At 37.9% G+C, this 15,315-nt stretch carries 16 protein-coding genes and 1 pseudogene; 7 read left to right on the top strand and 10 right to left on the bottom strand.

The annotated features are described in order from the left end of the window. The first annotated feature begins 180 nt into the window (after positions 1–180). Positions 181–636 carry a YaiI/YqxD family protein gene (locus JHE06_RS10190; RefSeq protein ID WP_201088687.1) on the top strand — a complete coding sequence of 152 codons (456 nt, stop codon included), beginning with the start codon at positions 181–183 and terminating at the stop codon, positions 634–636. 46 nt (positions 637–682) lie between these two features. On the opposite strand, the gene JHE06_RS10195 is transcribed toward JHE06_RS10190, so the two are convergent. The 5 genes from JHE06_RS10195 to JHE06_RS10215 form a co-directional block, all read right to left on the bottom strand. Further along, a complete protein-coding gene (locus JHE06_RS10195) occupies positions 683–1,516 on the bottom strand; it encodes a histidinol-phosphatase HisJ family protein (protein ID WP_236253502.1) in 834 nt (277 codons plus the stop codon). A 169-nt stretch (positions 1,517–1,685) separates the two neighbouring features. Further along, positions 1,686–2,513, bottom strand: a complete 828-nt coding sequence (locus JHE06_RS10200; RefSeq protein WP_236253503.1) for a YsnF/AvaK domain-containing protein — start codon at positions 2,511–2,513, stop codon at positions 1,686–1,688. Positions 2,514–2,858: 345 nt separating this feature from the next. Then, complete coding sequence (locus JHE06_RS12220; protein WP_236253504.1) at positions 2,859–3,047, bottom strand: NADPH-dependent FMN reductase; 189 nt, start codon at positions 3,045–3,047, stop codon at positions 2,859–2,861. A 186-nt stretch (positions 3,048–3,233) separates the two neighbouring features. Next, on the bottom strand, positions 3,234–3,908 hold the full coding sequence (locus tag JHE06_RS10210; RefSeq protein ID WP_201088688.1) for a CAP domain-containing protein: 675 nt from the start codon (positions 3,906–3,908) through the stop codon (positions 3,234–3,236). A gap of 55 nt (positions 3,909–3,963) precedes the next feature. Next, complete coding sequence (locus JHE06_RS10215) at positions 3,964–4,437, bottom strand: VOC family protein (protein WP_201088689.1); 474 nt, start codon at positions 4,435–4,437, stop codon at positions 3,964–3,966. 235 nt (positions 4,438–4,672) lie between these two features. Here JHE06_RS10215 and JHE06_RS10220 point away from each other — a divergent pair. After that, positions 4,673–5,059 (top strand): annotated as a pseudogene (locus tag JHE06_RS10220) (MFS transporter); the annotation flags it as partial. 129 nt (positions 5,060–5,188) lie between these two features. Here JHE06_RS10220 and JHE06_RS10225 read toward each other — a convergent pair. From JHE06_RS10225 to JHE06_RS10235, 3 genes are all read right to left on the bottom strand, one after another. Further along, entirely contained in the window at positions 5,189–6,004 is an 816-nt protein-coding gene (locus tag JHE06_RS10225; protein WP_058919253.1) for a carbohydrate ABC transporter permease, read from the bottom strand. A gap of 32 nt (positions 6,005–6,036) precedes the next feature. Beyond that, positions 6,037–6,909 carry a carbohydrate ABC transporter permease gene (locus JHE06_RS10230; RefSeq protein WP_201088691.1) on the bottom strand — a complete coding sequence of 291 codons (873 nt, stop codon included), beginning with the start codon at positions 6,907–6,909 and terminating at the stop codon, positions 6,037–6,039. A 101-nt stretch (positions 6,910–7,010) separates the two neighbouring features. After that, positions 7,011–8,324 (bottom strand): ABC transporter substrate-binding protein, encoded by a 1,314-nt coding sequence (locus tag JHE06_RS10235; RefSeq protein WP_236253505.1) that lies wholly within the window; start codon positions 8,322–8,324, stop codon positions 7,011–7,013. 227 nt (positions 8,325–8,551) lie between these two features. Here JHE06_RS10235 and JHE06_RS10240 point away from each other — a divergent pair, with 227 nt between their 5' ends. Next, a complete protein-coding gene (locus JHE06_RS10240) occupies positions 8,552–8,971 on the top strand; it encodes a pyridoxamine 5'-phosphate oxidase family protein (protein ID WP_201088692.1) in 420 nt (139 codons plus the stop codon). Between the two features lie 84 nt (positions 8,972–9,055). On the opposite strand, the gene pepF is transcribed toward JHE06_RS10240, so the two are convergent. Continuing rightward, a complete protein-coding gene (pepF, locus tag JHE06_RS10245; RefSeq protein ID WP_058919257.1) occupies positions 9,056–10,867 on the bottom strand; it encodes an oligoendopeptidase F in 1,812 nt (603 codons plus the stop codon). A 231-nt stretch (positions 10,868–11,098) separates the two neighbouring features. Between pepF and JHE06_RS10250 the strand changes: the two genes are divergently transcribed. From JHE06_RS10250 to JHE06_RS10265, 4 genes are all read left to right on the top strand, one after another. Beyond that, on the top strand, positions 11,099–11,839 hold the full coding sequence (locus tag JHE06_RS10250; RefSeq protein WP_058919258.1) for an SDR family NAD(P)-dependent oxidoreductase: 741 nt from the start codon (positions 11,099–11,101) through the stop codon (positions 11,837–11,839). A gap of 288 nt (positions 11,840–12,127) precedes the next feature. Next, on the top strand, positions 12,128–12,922 hold the full coding sequence (locus JHE06_RS10255; protein WP_201088693.1) for an ion transporter: 795 nt from the start codon (positions 12,128–12,130) through the stop codon (positions 12,920–12,922). 175 nt (positions 12,923–13,097) lie between these two features. Next, positions 13,098–13,430 carry a PadR family transcriptional regulator gene (locus JHE06_RS10260; protein WP_201088694.1) on the top strand — a complete coding sequence of 111 codons (333 nt, stop codon included), beginning with the start codon at positions 13,098–13,100 and terminating at the stop codon, positions 13,428–13,430. Further along, positions 13,430–14,416 carry a permease prefix domain 1-containing protein gene (locus tag JHE06_RS10265; RefSeq protein ID WP_058919261.1) on the top strand — a complete coding sequence of 329 codons (987 nt, stop codon included), beginning with the start codon at positions 13,430–13,432 and terminating at the stop codon, positions 14,414–14,416. The genes JHE06_RS10260 and JHE06_RS10265 overlap by 1 nt, the downstream gene beginning before the upstream one ends. A gap of 164 nt (positions 14,417–14,580) precedes the next feature. Here JHE06_RS10265 and JHE06_RS10270 read toward each other — a convergent pair whose 3' ends face one another. Beyond that, positions 14,581–14,961 carry a VOC family protein gene (locus JHE06_RS10270; protein WP_201088695.1) on the bottom strand — a complete coding sequence of 127 codons (381 nt, stop codon included), beginning with the start codon at positions 14,959–14,961 and terminating at the stop codon, positions 14,581–14,583. Positions 14,962–15,315 lie beyond the last annotated feature (354 nt).

Below are 15,315 nucleotides of genomic sequence, written 5' to 3' on the forward strand. Positions count from 1 at the left end.
TCTTGTATAGCTCCATCATACAATAGTGTTTCCAGAGACCAAACTAATATGCCGAATTTATCCAGGAAACAAAAAAATACCAAAGACTATTTTCTCAAGAAACTTCTTTTGTTTTCTTGTAGAATAGAATGAGCGGTAATTGATCAAACGAAGTAAGAAATAATGAAAGCAGGGGAAGATATGAAAGTTTATGTGGACGCAGATGCTTGTCCGGTAAAAGACATTATTATTTCAGAAGCTACAGCTAATCAAATTCCTGTGGTTCTGGTAACCAGTATTTCTCATTTTTCAACTGTCCAGCAACCGGCTGGAGTTGAAACGGTTTATGTGGACACCGGAGCTGAAGCAGCTGACTACCGCATCATGCGGCTTGTAAAAAAAGGAGATCTGCTCATCACTCAAGATTATGGTTTGGCTTCATTAGCCCTAGGAAAAGGCTGTATCGTCCTTCATCATATGGGGTTCAGATACACCAACGAGACGATCGACCAACTCTTACAATCTCGTTATTTAAGTGCGATGGTCAGAAAAAGCGGCAAACGGACAAAAGGTCCTAAACCGTTCACAAACGATGATCGCAAAAAATTTCAAGAACTTTTTAAAAATACAATTGCTGAAACAAAAAGAAGCCTTTAACTTAAAATGGCTTCTTTTTGGAGTCATTTTATCTTTACAAAAGGTACTACAGATCAATTTCCACAGCAGTCGGAACTCGCTTTTCAAACGTGTAAATGGAGTTGAATCCAGCTTCTTTCGCCATCCTCAACGCTATTTCTATTCCATACCCAACCGTTTCCGCTCGATGAGAATCCGATCCGACAGTCAAAATTTTGCCTCCTAACGAACGATACAGTTTCAATACTTCCATTGAAGGAAGGGTTTCTTTGATTTTACTATTCGCTAACCCAGAAGTGTTGATTTCGATTCCAATTCCTCTTTCAATGGCTTTAAGCAAAATCTTTTCCAATATCATTTGGTAGTCAGAGAAATCATACGCTCCTGCAGTTTCTGTCGCATAGCGTTTGATCAAATCCAAATGCGCTAAGACGTCAATATCTGCGTGCGTTACCAACTGATACACTTCATCAAAATAACCTTGATAAATTTCTTGTGGGGATTTATTCAACATATACCGGCTCAATTTTTCTTCTTTCACATTGTGAACGGAACCCATCACAAAATCTAACGGCAAGTTGGCCAAAGCTTTTTTGTATTCGTTCTGCATCAAATGAGGTTCGCACAATTCGATTCCTGCTTTGATGACCAATTTGTCAGCATACCTTTGTCTGTTTTCTTTCAGTTGCGAAAAATAACGTTCAAAATCCATGTGCCCATAAGTGGGTGCTAGGGAATTGACAGAAAAATGTTCTGTAAAACAAATCTCATCTATTCCTTTTATTATTGCTTGTTCGCAGACAGCCGACATTTGAGCTATTGAATCAAATGAATTGTCTGTATGGTGATGGTAATCAGTGAAATACATCGTAAACACTCCTTCTATCTTCTCTTTCATCATACTAAAAAGGTCCTCACGTGGCAATCAGTACTCCCGAAATCGAAGATTTTATGAAAGAGTCAACTTTGCATGAGTGTTTACATACTAATCAAAAAAAATGTGTTGAAACCATTTTACCAGAACAACCTAAAAGGCCGCGGGAGTGCTTCCCCTCGACCTTCTTTTTAAATTATAGGTTCTTTTTGCTTTCGTCTTCGTCGTTTACTTCAACGTCTCCAGACGTGTGAATGTCCAGATCTTCTTTCCGAACCTGTTCAGAAACCTGTTTTACTTCCTCTGTTGTATCTTTTCCGATCGTTACTTCTTCTGTTACCACTGGTCGTTTTGTTACTTCAATTTGTTCTTCTTTGACAGGAATAGTTATTTCTTCGTCTTTCATGTCCAATGACCCTTCAACAGTTTCCCCATCTGTTACTGGGTGTCTTTCGACAGTGATTTCTTCATGTTTGACTGGAACTTCTATTGTTTTCATCTCTTCGGTCACAGTTTTATCAACGGTTACTTCACCAGTCTGAACTTCTTTTGTATCAACATCCAAGCGCTCTGCTTTCAAATCGATTTTTTCTTTTCCTTGGTCCAAATCATCGGAAACCGGCGGAACTGATGCTGCATTAGGCGTAGCTCCTTCAAAATCAACGGCGCCTTTTTCGTCATCAAAGTCATCAACTAAAACGATGATTTTGCCATTTTCGATATCTTCTTTGTACGTGCCTAAAACCTCTTCATCTGCCTGATAACCCATATCTGTTGTGTCCACTTCATCTTCATCCGGCGTAAAAGCATCTTTAACTTTTTCCATAAAGGACTCGTCTTCTTTGTCTTTCTTAGCATGCTCTGTATTGATTCCTACTCCTAATGAATCAGGAATGGAACGAGCCGTTTCATGGTTGGTCACGAGTGTGATCAGTTTTTTTGCATAGCCCTCAGCAACAACTTTATCAATCGCTCTCTCAGCTTCATCTAAAGTTGAATAACTTCCTTGTACAAATTTTCCCATCCTATATTCCTCCTAATGAGTCATTTAAACCACAAGTTAAGTATACAAGTGATGTTCGAATTCGACAAAGAAAACGATTTCTATACTAAAAAAACAAAATAAAAAAGCATTCCCCTGAGGAAATACTTTTTTCAAAAGCAAACCACTAAGGTTTAGCTCAATTTTTAAAATCCATACTCCGCGTCTTTCTGTTGTTGAATAGCCGCATAAGCATCAACCAGCATGATCGTGTCTTCTACTAAACGCTCAATTCGAAAGAGTATACCTGGATTGATGTTTTCTTTTCTGTAAAAAACTTTTTCTTCTATAAAACATAAGTTGATACGATGTGAGCTTTCATATAGCTTAGAAACTGACCGGCAACAGATCAAAAATGTTTTTTAACGTTGCTGGAATGGAAGCTTGGAAAGTCGAGGTACCGATAATAATAGCGTCTGCTGCCATAATCGTTTCCGCTATATATTTCGTATCTCCATCATATTCCCAATAGTTCCGGCCATCACTAAATACCATTTCATATTCGGCTAAATCCAATAACTATCATTCAGTAAAGCGGACCCAATGTCAAAGACATTAAAAAAAAGAGACCTTATGCAACACCCAATAAAAATTGCTTCCTGTAAAAAAGGAATAGGTCTATTTTTTTAACTACTTGTTCTGATTTTTTTAGTACCCTCTTGTAAATCGTTAACGTTCAACTATCTTTTTACTAATCAAGGATTACCTTGGTGTGCCAAAAAGCTGAGCAGCATAGAGTGTTTCTCCAGCATAGTAAACCCCAATGCCGATCTCTTCAAAATTTTCACGCACCATATTTTCATAATGTCCGGGACTATTTTTCCAACCATCAAACATTAATTCAGCCATACCCTCCTCGTCTAAATAATACGTGGCCATACCAATATTCTCGCCTACTAACTGATAAACGTATTCATATTCTGGTTCTTCAAATATAGTCGCCATTTCCCTTCCATCTGGACGCGTATGGGCAAATGACTCTTTCGTTTCTTTGGCTCTTTGGCGACTCGCTTTTTTCAATTGTTCATTTGGTTTTAATGCATTTAAATTCTTTTCCTGGCGCAAATCATTTAAGAGCTCAAGTATATGATCTTCTATTGCCACATAATCAATAGTAGATGTTTCATCTTCTTCATCAATAGTTGCTGGAACTGAGGAACTTGATTCTGCTGCTTTGTTGTTAGGCACTTGGGGCATTGATGATTCTGATTCATCAGGAAGCGAAATCTTCCAATCTTGAGGGACAGGAATCTTTTCAGTTATAAAAGAAAGGGCATCGCCGATCTTTGTTCCATCTAAAATATTCGTGCTTCCCAGCCAAAAACCAATCACAATGGCTAAAGCAAGCATAACTACAGTGGATAAAAAACGTTTCATTTAACCGGTCCCTTCATTTTGACCTCTTTACAGCTGTTTGAAAAACAAGGAGTGATCAAGCATTATCATAAGCTTTTTGTAATTCTGTTATCTCTAGTTTTTTCATTTTGAACATAGCAGTTGAAACAGCATCCCGTTTGACCGGATCAGCATCTGTTAAAAGTTTTCTTAATACAGTAGGAACAACTTGCCAAGAAATACCGTATTTATCGGTTAGCCAACCGCATTCTCCCGGCTCGCCTTCTAATACTAAAGTATCCCAGATGGTATCAACTTCTAATTGGGTCTCACAGTTAATATACAGTGACATCGCTGGGGTAAATGTGAAATAAGGACCTCCATTGATGGCGATGAACTCTTGTCCTGCTAACTGAAATTCAATTGCCATGACACTTCCTTCATTTCCTTCGCCGGGAGCGTTTAGATACTCGGTCGTTAAAATTTTTGAATCTGCAAAAATACTGGTGTACAAATCAACGGCTTCTTGTGCTTCATTATCGAACCACAAATGAGTGATGATCTTTTGCATGTTGTTCCCTCTTTCCTTTTAATTGAACAGGCTATTAGCACTGGGCAAATGCGGCTTTTACTAAAGCAAACGTTAATGAGTAAGTGTCAAAATAAAGCGATTGCCTTTGTTCATTTAAGCATACTTGGATGAGCTAGAGTGTCAATTAAAAAGTTTTATTTCAACTACTATCTTCTAAAAAGTCCATTCTTTTCTTTCATTTAACAAATACAAGTATGACAGCCTTTATCTTACGTTTGCTTTCTTAGGAAACTTAGGAATGAACTATTTTAACATCATTATCTGGGCCTTCATTACCGATGTTATCGATTACCAAGAAGTCCAAACCGGAGAACGTGAAGACGGTACGGCTTATGCTGTATATTCTTTCTCTCGTAAAATTGAGCAAGCATTAGCTGGTGGTTTAGGTGGATTTGCCTTAACGGCTATTGGATATGCTTCTACGGCTACAGTCCAAAATACGACTGTTCTAGGTAAGCTTTACTCTGTTGCGAGTATCGTACCAGCTATTGGGAGCATATCACTGCTTGTTGCTGCTTGTTTGTTCTTTATTTATCCATTAGACAAAAACACTGTTAACGCTAACGTGGCTACTCTATCAGCACATCGCAATCAACAATAAAGGTATTAACCTTATCATTTTAAATACAAAGCAAGAGAGTTGATCGAACTTTCTTGCTTTGTTTTATGGGCAAAAAAAGGTGCTGATCCTATCGTTCGTCAGCACCTTCTTTACTATTGTATTAACGTATCAAGCCTTTATAGAACCGGTCATACCTGCGACAAAACTCTTTTGCATCGCAACAAATAAAATCAGAGTTGGAATGGTAGCTATCACAATAGCTACCATTTGAACACCGTAATTGGCGACATAAGAAGCGGAAGAAAGTCCAGAGATCAACAATGTCATTGTATATTTGTCTTCCGTCTGCAAGATGATCAACGGCAAAAGATAACTGTTCCATGAATTCATAAAAGAATAGATCGTTGCCGCGGCATACGTTGATTTCATCATGGGGAACACGAGCCTGAAAAAGATACCATAGCTGCCTGCACCTTCGATCCGTCCTGAATCAATGATTTCATTTGGAAAGGATTTAAAGCTTTGCCGAAAGAAAAAAATCAAGAAAAGATTGGATACAGACGGCAAAATAAGAGCTAAATGTTGATTGACCAAATGAAAACCAGCCATCATTTTAAACAATGGGATCACGAGTGCAGCAAAAGGAATCATCATAAACAGCAAAAAAATCGAATAAATTATTTCGCTTTTACGCGTTTTAAATTTTTCAAAACCAAATGCTGCCAATGACGTTACCAACAAGCTTAAAACTACCGTGATGAGCGTAACTTTAATCGAATTCCACATGATCAACGGTATATTGTAACCCTCAAACAAACTTTTGAGATTAACTAAAAATTGATTTCCCAAAGTGATTTTACCTTCAGCAATTTGATTGGAGGTATTGGTCGCGCCTGCCACCATCCAATAGAAAGGGAAAATTGAAATAATCGAACAGATGATCAGGAACAAGTATTTTAAAGGGGTCAGTATTTTTGATTTCATAACGTTCTCCTTTCCTCTTAGACTGAAAACGGCTATTCCTTATTAGTGACTGCTAATTGAATGACCGATAGAATAGCGATGATCACTACCAGCGCCCAAGATAGCGTTGCTGAGTAACCAAAATTGGATGTGTAGACAAACGAATGATTATAAATCAGCTGAGCAGCTGTCAGTGTTTCATTGGAAGGCCCGCCGCCAGTCAAGTTGACTACTTCATCAAACAACTGAATGGTTCCAATCGTCGAGGTAATCGTAGTAAAAACAATGACCGGTTTAAGTTGCGGAATAATAACAAAGAAGAATTTTTGAAAGGCATTAGCACCGTCAATTGAAGCAGCCTCTAACGTTTCTGTTGAAATATTTTGCAATCCAGCTAGGTAAAAAATCATATTATAGCCAGTCCAACGCCAACACAATGCCATGATCACCGTTACTTTCGCCCAAAAAGGACTGTTGAGCCAATTGATTGGATCTTGAATCAACCCGATCGTCAGTAACATCTTGTTCACGATTCCACTGACTTGGAACATCATTTTGAATAATATTGCATAAGAAACCAATGACGTCACACATGGCAGAAAAAGAGCCAACATGAAAAAGTTTTTCCCTTTCAATTTTGGTGAATTTAAAATAAAAGCTAACAGCAATCCTAACACCAACATAATAGGCACCTGAAAAATTAAGTACGTAAAATTGTTCATCAAGGCTTTAACAAAAACTTTATCGTGAAACATGCGGATATAGTTATCAAATCCAGTAAAAACTGATTGGATTCCTTGCATATTATGAAAGGAGATATAAATGGAATAAAAAATTGGATACAATAAGAAAACACTTCCGAAAATCACCGCAAACACAATAAATTTCCAAACTTCCCGCTGTCCTGAGGATTTGTTAGGTTTCATAGCCGTTCTCCTTTCTCTTAGTTTGAAAACTGTCTTAATTAATAAAAAAACAAGCAGCAGACTTTTAAGCTAAAGAACAGCCGCTGCTCGTTCAAATAAATTTATTCTCCAACTTGCATATTGTAATACTCTTCCGCTTGTTCAAGCATTTCATCTAATGTCAGTTTGTCATCGAAATAATCCTGTAAAACAGATCTTAAAGCATCTACTGCTACGTTTGTATTTACACCGTAATCGACTCCTGGAATTTCAGCTGACCATTCAGAAAAGTCTTTGTAAATCTGCGCATCATTAAAATACGGGTCTTTGTATTGGTAGGCTTCCCCTGTTTGAGAAGGAATGTAAGTTCCGACTGCTCCTTTATCCACAAGGATTTCTTGGTAAAACTCATCATTGCCAGCAAATTCCGTTTTAAGGAAATCAATAGCGAGGTCTTTATTAGGCGAATCTTCTAGAACTGCCCAGCTAGAGCCTCCCAAATTTGAAAAATGAGTAGCGTTTTCTACTGTTTCCAGTTTCGGTATATTTGTATATGCCCATTTGCCCGCTTGGTCTTCTGCTGATTTAATGGTTGCCGAATACCAAACGGCTGAATTAACCGCTGCCACTTCTCCGCTGGTAACCGCTCCAATACCCTCTGCTGCAAAGTAATCGACTGGTTTTGCCAATTGATTTTTTTCTATGTCTTTAAGAATGACGGCCATCTCTCTAATAACAGGATTATCTTTGAAAAATACTTTTCCCTGATCGTCAAAATACCAAAGTCCAGCAGATTGCATGGCCATTTGCATATAATGCGTCCCTCTGTTAGGAATGAAAGCCACGAACCATTTGCCGGTTTTTTCTTTTACATCTTTGCCGATTTGAACGAATTCAGACCAAGTCAAATCTTGCATATCTTCAGGCGAGTAGCCGGCTTCTTCCAAATAATCGGTCCTATAGTACAGTCCTGCTGAGCCAGAATCGAATGGAATGGCATAAACACCGTCATTATGCGTTACGGCATCGACCTTATACTGAGCAAACTCTTCGAAAGCGATATCATTTGATAATTCAGCAAATTTATCTTCATAGTTAATAAAAAAGCTTTGTGTATCATAGTCTTCTATTAATACGATATCTGGTACCCCTTCCGATACACCCGATGTAAATCCAGAAACCATTTTTTGCTTGGTATCCTCATTAGACATCTCCACCACATTTACTTTAAAATCTTCATGTCCGTCCTTTTTATAATACACTCCGGCCATTTCCATAATCGGGATATTGAAGTTTTTATCCCACGCCCAAACGGTCAACGTTGAATCGTCTGAGCCTGCTGACTGCTTTGCCTCATTCCCGCCAGAATCAGAACATGCTGCAAGCAAAGATAAACTTAATGCACTGTAAAGTAAAACTGCCCATTTTTTCTTCATATCCTTAACCTCCAAAGTAATTTTTTAGAACACCTTTATTTTTTTGCACTTGCATTTTCTTCATAATAACATTTTTCAGCCTCCCACCATAAATGGAACGCTTTCATTCCTAACTAAACTTTTACTTCCCAAAATACCTCTGCTGTTAAAAATAACAGAAATCGTTTTCTTTGATTGCAAACGGAGCATATGCGATAATTGCGGTAATGAAGAACGGAGGTATTCTAATGGCAGATGCACGGGAAAAAGCATTAAAAATTATTAGCAAAAATAATATTGGTACGATGTCCACCATTTCTGACAACAAACCTGTTTCTCGTTACATGACTTTTTTTAACGAAGGTTTTGTCCTTTATACCCTTACAGATAAACGCACAGAAAAAGTTGAGGATTTAAAGGAAAATCCTAACACATTTGTTTTGCTGGGCTATGACACAGGTTTACTGCACAACCAATATGTAGAGATTGAAGGAAAAACGTCTCTTACAGACGACCAATCGTTAATCGAGCACCTTTGGAGTCCGTATATGAACCTTATCTTTGATGGAAAAGATGATCCCAGTATTCTCATTTTACAAATCCAACCAGAAACCGTTTCTCTTAAAGGAACAAAAGATGCAGAAGTTATTTCTATCGATTTAAGCTAATTCCATTAAAAAGGGGACTGAGAATTAAATTCTCAGTCCCCTTTTTGATACTATTTTTATCCTGTAAAAACTTATTCAGAGCATTTATTCTTCGATCTCTCCACTTAACTCAATGATCTTGTTGACCGATTCATCTAAATAATGAATGGTATCATTTAAAGGTTTATCAGTCGTAATATCTACGCCAGCCTTTTTGGCTGCTTCAGCTGGTTTGTATTGGTCGCCCATTGCTAAAAACTCCAGCCATTCTGCAACAGCAGGCTGTCCTTCTGCTTTTATACGCAAGAATGCTTGTGTAGCAATCGTTAATCCAGCAGAATACGTGTAAGAATACAGTCCCATATAATAATGGATTTGGCGCATCCAAGTCAATTCAGCACCAGGATTGATTTCTACTGCATCTCCCCAGAATTGCTCTAAAACAGCTCGTTTGAGCTCGCTTAATTTCGCTGCATCAAAACCTTTGCCGGCATCGATCAATTTATAAACTTCACGTTGATAAGCAGCTTCCAATAAATGCGTAATAAAATTATGGAAATAAGTGTTTGTCAGCATATTGGTTAATGCAAAGCGCTCCATCCGCGGATGATCGCTTTTACGTGCTAAAGAATCTGTCAGCAGCAATTCATTAAAGGTTGAAGGAGCTTCAATTAAATAAAGAGATGGGTTCTCACCTAAAATAGAATTGTTTTCTGCAGCTAATAAGCCTTGTCCAGCATGTCCGATTTCATGGATAAACGTATAAACATCTGACAACTGGTTAGACCAAGACATCAAGATATACGGGTGTTTGCCATAAGGACTTGTACAAAATCCGCCCGTCGACTTCCCTTTGTTTTGCACAAAATCAACCCAACGTTCTGGATAAGCTTGCATTACTTTAGCGACATAATCTTGCCCTAACGTACTTAACGCATCCTCAACGATTTCTTTAGATTGTTCGACCGTTACTTCAACAGCATACTCGGGATCTAAATCGATTTTTAAATCTGCGTAAGTCATTTTATCCAGTCCACTGACTTCCTTAACATGAGTAATGTATTTTTGCATCACGGGTGCCAAGTCTTCCATGATCGTATCGATTTGCCGGTTGTATAAGTCTTGATCTACTTCTTGGTCATACAGCAAGTAATCAAAGACTGAATCAAACCCACGCATCGTAGCCATCGTTTTTTCTTTTTGGACTTGTGTATAATAAGCCTCTGCTACTACATTTTGGTAGTGGCTAAGCGTTTCTGAAAACTTGTCAAACGCAGCACGGCGAATAGCTGTGTCTGAATGGTACATATAATAATCTTCATATAATACAAAGCTCAGCGGGTACTCTTTTCCCGCTACTGTAAACGTTCCGAAATCCATATCCGCTAAACGAGCTTGCTCATATATGGCTCCTGCTGCATCTAACGTAGGTTCCAATTGTGCCAAAGCTTTTTCCACAGCCGGGTCTAATTGGATTTGTTTGTTTTCTTTCGTATGGCGAATATATGAGGCGAATTGCGGTACTTCTTGTGCAACTTGATCCAATACGCTTGCTTCGCTGCTCACCAGTTCCGAATCAAAAAAAGACAACTGAGCACTGATTTCTGCCATCAAATTGTTCATTTGACGAGAAAGTTCAGTATTAGCGGGATCGGTAATATCCGCTGATTCCGGCAGAAAAGCATAATGATGCGTCCAGGTCATCGTCTGCATAATGGTTTCATAGTCTTTCAAAGCCGCTATGATAGTTGCTGCATTTCCTAACTTGCCTTCATAATTTTTGCAGAACTGTTCAACGTTTCTTTTCATTTCGGCTACAGCCGCATCAAAATCTTCTCGAGTTTCGTATAAGGCTGTGAGGTCCCATGTTAATTCTTCTGGGACATCTGCCCGATTTTTTAATTCTTCTTGTGCCATGCTTATCCGCTCCTTTTTAGTTATTCTTGATTTTAACCTAATTTTAATCCTGTATAAACTAGTATAGCACTTAATGTGAAAACCTAAAGAATTAATTTGTACACAACAGGATTTTCGATTTCTAAGCGTTCTTTCCCCTCTTGGTACCTTAAACAGAATAATTCCTCCAGTTCTTGATTTCTAGTATACTGAATTTGGACAACATATTAACGACAAAAGGAGCATGGTAAAATGAGCAAATTAAAAGACAAAGTCGCAATTGTTACTGGAGCCACTTCTGGTATAGGGGAATCAACAGCAAAATTGTATGCTGCTGAAGGTGCAAAAGTCGTTGTCGTCGGCAGAAATGAAGAACGTGGAGCAGAAGCAGTTGCTGCCATCAAAGAGGCTGGCGGAGAAGCGATGTTTATTTCAGCCGATATGACAAAACATACAGAAGTTGAAGAATGTGTCGCTAAAACGCTGGAAAAATACGGAACGATCGATATTCTTTTTAATAGTGCCGGAATCCATGATGCTTATGACAATGCGTTAGAAACCGATGAAGAGTCGTGGGATAAACTGATGGCTATTAATGTAAAAGGTCCTTTCCTGCTTTCTAAAGCTGCTCTGCCAACGATGTTGGATAAAGGCAAAGGAACCATTATCAATGTCGGCTCGCAATCTAGTTTTGTCGCAGGCGCGGGCGGTGCAGCTTATGTGACTTCAAAACACGCCATTGTCGGTTTTACAAAGCAATTAACGTATGATTTTGGCAGAAAAGGCATTAAAGCTAATTTAATTGCTCCCGGCTTTATTGATACTGAAATGACTGAAGGCATTGATGACCCTAGACTAAAAGACATTCCTGCTGAACGTGCTGGTAAACCAGAGGAAGTCGCAGCATTGGCTTTGTTTTTAGCTTCCGATGAATCCGATTATATACAAGGCGCAGAAATAAAAATTGACGGCGGTTGGACTGTCGGCCGATGAACTATAACGGCTCTTTGTCAAATCGTGTTAGCGTCTCTGAAGGTTGGGATTTCAAGGTTGTAGAATCCAATCATTTCACTTACCAACACCAAAAATGATAGAACCACTGTAAACCAATAGATACCCTGCTATTCTAAAGATGGTTAGAATAGTAAGGTATCTATTTTTACTTAATTATTCTATTTTCTATAAAAAACCGTTTATATATAGCATAATCACTAGCAGACGAATTATAATAAAGCTTGACGTATGTTTTTAATAAAATCAGTGAAAACGAGGTAATTGAAGATGAAGAAAAAAAGGATTTTTGAAATTATTCAAATTGGGCGCGATACGGATATTTTAAGCAGAATATTTGATTTTACGATCGTTACAGCCATTTTAGCAAACTTAGTCCTCACTATTTATTCTACTTTCGATAGTTCCATAGATTATGCTGGTATCATTCATACGGTTGAAATGGCAACGGTTATACTGTTTACCATTGAGTATGGACTAAGAATATGGACGGCTAACTATCTTTATCCAAATACTTCAAAAAGCAGAGCTATCTTCAAGTATGCCTTTTCTTTTACAGGTCTTGTTGATTTTTTATCTTTTTTCCCTTTTTACCTGCCGTTCTTTTTCCCCGATGGCGCTGTAGCCTTTCGGATATTCCGAGTCGTCCGAATTTTACGACTATTTCGAATCAACCAATACTATGATTCGCTCAATGTCATTACAGATGTCCTTAAAAATAAAAAACAACAATTGATTTCATCTGTTTTTATTATTTTTGTTTTAATGACCGCTGCTTCATTAGTGATGTATAACTTTGAACATGCAGCCCAGCCGGATGTATTCACTAACGCTTTTTCAGGCTTTTGGTGGGCTGCCTCTTCATTGCTGACAGTTGGATATGGAGATATCTATCCGATCACTTTAGCCGGAAAATTATTTGGCATTGTTATTACTTTTTTAGGAGTAGGAATGGTTGCTATTCCCACTGGTATTTTGTCTGCTGGATTTGTTGAGCAGCTTACCACTGTGCAGGAACCAAACTCCATCCAGTATTGTCCTCATTGCGGAAAAAAATTACTGTAAACATCAAGCTTTCCATCCAGAAATAAACAACAGCCTAATCAAGAATCGGATTTCCTTTTCTGTTGGCTGTTGTTTTCTTTTTTATAGTTTTCTGCTGGTCATTTTACTTTACCTGTCGTAGTAAATAGAGTATACTTTAATTACTACGATAGATGAAGTAAAAGAGGGGATAAATTTGATATCAAGTGATGTCATGCGCGGCTTTAATAGTTTAATTATTTTGTCCATTTTAATGAAAGGGGATTCTTATGGTTATCAAATCTCAAATACCATTAAAGAAATAACCGGCGGAGCTTATGTGATGAAAGAGACGACATTATATTCTGCGTTTAATCGTTTAGAAAAACAAAAATTGATTCAAGCTTATTCCAGTACTGAAACGTACGGCAAACAACGGTCCTATTACACCCTCACTCCCTTAGGCAAACAAACGTATTTTGATAAAGTAACGGAATGGAAGGAAACAAAAGACATCATCGACCAGTTTATCAAGGAGGAGAACCGCTAATGGATACGATTGTAAATTATGTTGACTCGATTTTTATAAACTTGCCGCAAACTCCAGAAATGTTCAGACTTAAAGAAGATATGCTGCTCAATATGGAAGAAAAATACAATCAATTGAAAGCAGAAAATCGCAGTGAGAATGAAGCTATCGGAACGGTTTTAGCTGAATTTGGCAATATTGACGAAATCATTGAAGCTTACAATTTGGAGACAGATGACCAAGATGAAGAAAATAACCATACCGTATTCTTATCTCATGAAGAAGTTGAAGACTATTTATCTCACCGCGCAAAATTCAGTTTAGGTATCGCAGCTGGAGTGTTCCTTTGTATTCTAGCCCCTGCTATTATGCTGCTGGTTCAAGAAGTTTCAAGCTTTTTACCGTTCATCAATCATGCAGCGGAGGATACGCTGATTATTTTCTCTCTCATTCCGCTATTCTTATTTATTGCACTTGCTGTTGGTTTGTTTGTTATTTTTGGAATAAAAGAACAGCAATATGAACTGACAGATCGAACGATTTCAATTGACTCAACTACTCGTTCAGAATTAAACAGTGAACTGAAAAACTTTAAACCGCAATTTGCCAAAGCAATTGCTTCAGGAGTCGTTCTTTGTATTATCGCTCCTATCGTTCTGTTGTTGTCGATTGTATTATTAGGCTACGATAATTATTGGTCGGTTATCTTTTTGCTTAGCTTCGTTGCTGTGGGTGTTTTCCTGTTCGTATTTTCTGGGATTATTCATGCAACTTATCATAAACTGTTGGCTATTGGATCCTATGCCCCTAAAAAAGTGGCTGCTGAGAAATTGATTGATACTGTAGCAAGTATTGTTTTTCCTCTTGCTGCGGCAGTTTACGTTATATCCGGCTTCCTTTTTAACACTTGGGGAACAGCTTGGATCATCTTTCCGATTGTCGGTATACTCTTTGCTGTTTTTGCTGCCGCATCCGAAAGCCTCGGCTCATTAAGACGCAGAAAATAACAGATAAATTCCACAAAATCGGTTCAAATAAAAGAATCATACCCTCCTAGAATACTGGAGTGATATGATTCTTTTGTTGTTATGCAAGGTTGAATTAGTTTTTACTGATATTGTCTCAGTCTTTAGGCCATCTTGCTTGAAGACTGCACCTGTTTCGAAAATTATTAAACCGTTATTTCAATCAGATTTTTTTCTGGATCTTCTATTACGCTCTCATAATAACCGTCGCCTGTCAGTCGTGGTTGGCTTGTACATGTATAACCATCGCTGATTAGCTTATTGGTCAATTCATCTACTTTTTCTTTGCTTCCGACAGAAAAAGCGATATGTGCCCAGCCTAAAATTTCTGTTGATGACTGTTGGTTCACGTCTTCCCGCTCCATGATTTCTAAACGAGCCCCTTCTTTAAACGTAAGGAAATAAGACTTAAATTTTTTTATAGGATTATGATACAACTCATTTGATTGTGCTTCAAAATAAGTTTCATAAAATATTTTTGCTGCTCCCAAATCTTTTACCCATAGAGCCAAGTGTTCTATTTTCATAATGGATTCCATCCTTTATTAGTTTTTGTGTGAACTGCTGCTTATTTCGTTTGCGTTTCTAATAGATACTCTGCTTATCAGCTCTTTTATAACGACTGAACCGAAGCCTTTAATAAGCACAGTATACAAAGTAAACCCTTCCAAGTCAATGAGCTGACGACTTGATTTTTTTCTGTTATGCTGAATAAACGATAGGGGTCGTTTAACTAGTGGTACATTAAAAATGATGCTGCATAATCGGAGTTTTTCGGCCTCAGCCGAAAAGCACAGATGATCAACTGCTGGTTCAATTTGTTTACAAAAAGACATTTTAAATGATGCTTGTCTATAGATCCAGGCCTTTAGAGTGGTCTT

Source organism: Carnobacterium sp. CS13 (genome assembly GCF_016653495.1).
Lineage (GTDB): Bacteria > Bacillota > Bacilli > Lactobacillales > Carnobacteriaceae > Carnobacterium_A > Carnobacterium_A antarcticum.

What these genes read in the sequence shown, in the direction of transcription:
- JHE06_RS10265 (WP_058919261.1), top strand. Translation starts at nt 13,430, where the DNA reads ATGGATACGATTGTAAATTATGTTGACTCGATTTTTATAAACTTGCCG.
- pepF (WP_058919257.1), bottom strand. Translation starts at nt 10,867, where the DNA reads ATGGCACAAGAAGAATTAAAAAATCGGGCAGATGTCCCAGAAGAATTA.
- JHE06_RS10195 (WP_236253502.1), bottom strand. Translation starts at nt 1,516, where the DNA reads ATGATGAAAGAGAAGATAGAAGGAGTGTTTACGATGTATTTCACTGAT.
- JHE06_RS10230 (WP_201088691.1), bottom strand. Translation starts at nt 6,909, where the DNA reads ATGAAACCTAACAAATCCTCAGGACAGCGGGAAGTTTGGAAATTTATT.
- JHE06_RS10270 (WP_201088695.1), bottom strand. Translation starts at nt 14,961, where the DNA reads ATGAAAATAGAACACTTGGCTCTATGGGTAAAAGATTTGGGAGCAGCA.
- JHE06_RS10255 (WP_201088693.1), top strand. Translation starts at nt 12,128, where the DNA reads ATGAAGAAAAAAAGGATTTTTGAAATTATTCAAATTGGGCGCGATACG.
- JHE06_RS10190 (WP_201088687.1), top strand. Translation starts at nt 181, where the DNA reads ATGAAAGTTTATGTGGACGCAGATGCTTGTCCGGTAAAAGACATTATT.
- JHE06_RS10235 (WP_236253505.1), bottom strand. Translation starts at nt 8,324, where the DNA reads ATGAAGAAAAAATGGGCAGTTTTACTTTACAGTGCATTAAGTTTATCT.
- JHE06_RS10250 (WP_058919258.1), top strand. Translation starts at nt 11,099, where the DNA reads ATGAGCAAATTAAAAGACAAAGTCGCAATTGTTACTGGAGCCACTTCT.
- JHE06_RS10215 (WP_201088689.1), bottom strand. Translation starts at nt 4,437, where the DNA reads ATGCAAAAGATCATCACTCATTTGTGGTTCGATAATGAAGCACAAGAA.
- JHE06_RS10225 (WP_058919253.1), bottom strand. Translation starts at nt 6,004, where the DNA reads ATGAAATCAAAAATACTGACCCCTTTAAAATACTTGTTCCTGATCATC.
- JHE06_RS10200 (WP_236253503.1), bottom strand. Translation starts at nt 2,513, where the DNA reads ATGGGAAAATTTGTACAAGGAAGTTATTCAACTTTAGATGAAGCTGAG.
- JHE06_RS10240 (WP_201088692.1), top strand. Translation starts at nt 8,552, where the DNA reads ATGGCAGATGCACGGGAAAAAGCATTAAAAATTATTAGCAAAAATAAT.
- JHE06_RS10210 (WP_201088688.1), bottom strand. Translation starts at nt 3,908, where the DNA reads ATGAAACGTTTTTTATCCACTGTAGTTATGCTTGCTTTAGCCATTGTG.